4 protein-coding genes are annotated in these 2,191 nt (G+C 60.9%); 2 read left to right on the forward strand and 2 right to left on the reverse strand.

Annotated features, from left to right (window positions below):
• Positions 1–262 precede the first annotated feature (262 nt).
• Complete coding sequence (locus ASE82_RS19820) at positions 263–1,024, reverse strand: CPBP family intramembrane glutamic endopeptidase (RefSeq protein WP_200910679.1); 762 nt, start codon at positions 1,022–1,024, stop codon at positions 263–265.
• 115 nt (positions 1,025–1,139) lie between these two features.
• Between ASE82_RS19820 and ASE82_RS05695 the strand changes: the two genes are divergently transcribed.
• Together ASE82_RS05695 and ASE82_RS05700 are read left to right on the forward strand one after the other, a co-directional pair.
• The gene (locus tag ASE82_RS05695; protein ID WP_056060113.1) at positions 1,140–1,592 is read left to right on the forward strand and encodes a hypothetical protein; all 453 of its coding nucleotides are present in this window, start codon (positions 1,140–1,142) and stop codon (positions 1,590–1,592) included.
• Positions 1,582–1,887, forward strand: a complete 306-nt coding sequence (locus tag ASE82_RS05700) for a transcriptional regulator (RefSeq protein WP_056060118.1) — start codon at positions 1,582–1,584, stop codon at positions 1,885–1,887. The genes ASE82_RS05695 and ASE82_RS05700 overlap by 11 nt, the downstream gene beginning before the upstream one ends.
• Positions 1,888–1,986: 99 nt before the next feature.
• On the opposite strand, the gene ASE82_RS20015 is transcribed toward ASE82_RS05700, so the two are convergent.
• On the reverse strand, positions 1,987–2,191 hold a 205-nt coding region (locus ASE82_RS20015; RefSeq protein WP_235524601.1), incomplete at its 5' end, for a hypothetical protein.

Consider the following 2,191-nt stretch of genomic DNA (forward strand, 5'->3'; position numbering starts at 1 on the left):
ATGCACGAGGTCAGGTCGACCCCGATCCAGGCATCGTACGTGAAGGGGCTGCAAATCTCATCTGCTGTCAAAATGCAGCCGCCGCGATACACCATCTTATGGGTCCTGCCCGCAGAGGGCGTTCTAGCGATGATCGCCCACTTTCGGACGTTCAAACGCGCGCGGGTAAAGCCCAAAACCTGTCATTCGCTCAGGCAGCCTGACCTTAGGAGAGGGAGGTACAATTCGCCCTGCTTGCAGGGTTAAGGAGACGCCGATCTTTTCACGAGGCTGCGACGGCCCAACGCGGAGCCTTACGCGAGATTAACCAGTCCGCGATCGCAGGGCGAATGAAGAAGGCAACTATATCGATAACCGCGTGCGCGATCATGACTCGCAGCAGCGATCCGTGATGGAGGTAGTAAACCGTCAACAGTGCGCCTGCGGCCGTGGTGGCGAGCACTCCCTTCCAGCCATAATGCGCATGCGCCAGTCCGAAGGCCAAAATCGAGAAGCCAAACGAGACAGCGAGCGAGCCCGTGACTTGGAACAGCAGCAGCGGAAGCGCCAGCCGGAAGAACAGCTCCTCGCTGAAACCGGCATTGAGGCTGAGCAACAGCGCTAGCATCGCTTCGCGACGGTTGCGGGGAATGAGCGCCTGGTCCGGGCCCACTTGCGGCGAAAGACTTCTCTTAAGTCCCCGCCACTGGATGGCGACCGATAGGACGATACCGAAGAAAAGGCCGATCGCGATCGACAGCCATTTATCGCTGGAGATCTCCTCATCAGAAGCTTGCAACCGGCCCGCGGGTGCGAACGCCGAGGGGAATCCGTCAAAGGGCCATAGCGCGTGCGCCAGCCAAAGGCTGACTATGCTTGCACCTACGAGAACCACGAAGCTCTCGATCAGCCATCTGCGGTAAAGACTCTGTCGTTCCAACGTGTCGGATTGCGTCTGGAACCGTGCGTACGCCGCAATATCGCGCTGCACCCACCACATCCCCCCGACGAACATGACCGCGATCCAAGCCGATGTAAGCACCATGTTCATTCCTAACGATGTCAGTTTCCGTATTGGAAAGTGATAGTTGCTTTCCAGATTGTCAAACCGTAAGTTGCTGATCGGGAAAACGGGCGGACTGCTCGCGGGAGAATGGTACATGGACCAAGTGGAGGCGGCGCGGTCGCTGGAGATGATGCGGACGGCGCGCGGGGCGTTGGCCGAGCGGGCGAAATGGTCCTTCGCCCGCCACGCCGCGGTCGGGCTGCTGCTAGGCGGGCTGATTGCCGGCTATGCACTGCCCGGTCCATGGCCGGTGATCGTGGCGGCCGCTTGCATGGCAGCCACCACGATGGTCGTCGCTCGCGATCGGCGGCGGGACGGATTCTTCGTCAGCGGGTATCGGTCCGGGCGCACGCGGTGGGTGACGTTTGCGATGCTGCTGGTCGGGATGGCTGCGCTGGTCGGCGCAATCGTCCTGAAGAAACGCTATGACCTAACCTGGGCACCGGTCGCGATCGGGGGCGGCATAGTGGTGTTCGCTACAATCAGCAGCATCGTGTGGGAGCGGGTGTACCGGCGGGAGCTGGATGGAGCGCTGCATGGGCGTTGAGCTGCTTGATCCGCTGATTCACCCCCCGGCGCGGCTGCAACTCATGGCGCTGTTGACCGATGTGACCGAGATGGAGTTCGGAATTGCCCGCGACGTCCTTGGTGTCAGCGACTCGGTGCTGTCCAAGCACCTCGCCCAACTTGGCGATGCCGGGTACATCGAGTTGCGAAAGGCGACGGTGAACACCCGGCAACGAACCTGGATCGTCGCCACCGCGGCGGGGCGAAAGGCTTTCAAGGGCCATGTCGCCGCGTTGCAGGCACTTGCGTCCGGACGGGCGCCTTACGGTGCTTGACCGGAAGCGCAAGGCGTCAGGCCGGGGTTGCGCGACTGGTGTAGGAATGGCTTGATCGTCGGGTCAACGCTAGAAAGCCGCCGTTCCGCTAACCTCCCATCAGAACATTCGCGAGCGGATAGCCGGGCTTGAAAATCGGTTATTCGCAAAGATGAACCAACCTCCGAAGTTGGGAAGCGAGGGAAGTGGCGTGAGCGTCTGCTTCTCTATCGCGGCCTGAGTCAACAGGCGCAGACCACTCTCCGCCGCCGCGAGTGCGCCGGTTTGAGGAATTGGTAGGCGACGAAAATACAAATACTGTTTT

The sequence above is a fragment of the Sphingomonas sp. Leaf230 genome (genome assembly GCF_001421745.1).
Lineage (GTDB): Bacteria > Pseudomonadota > Alphaproteobacteria > Sphingomonadales > Sphingomonadaceae > Sphingomonas.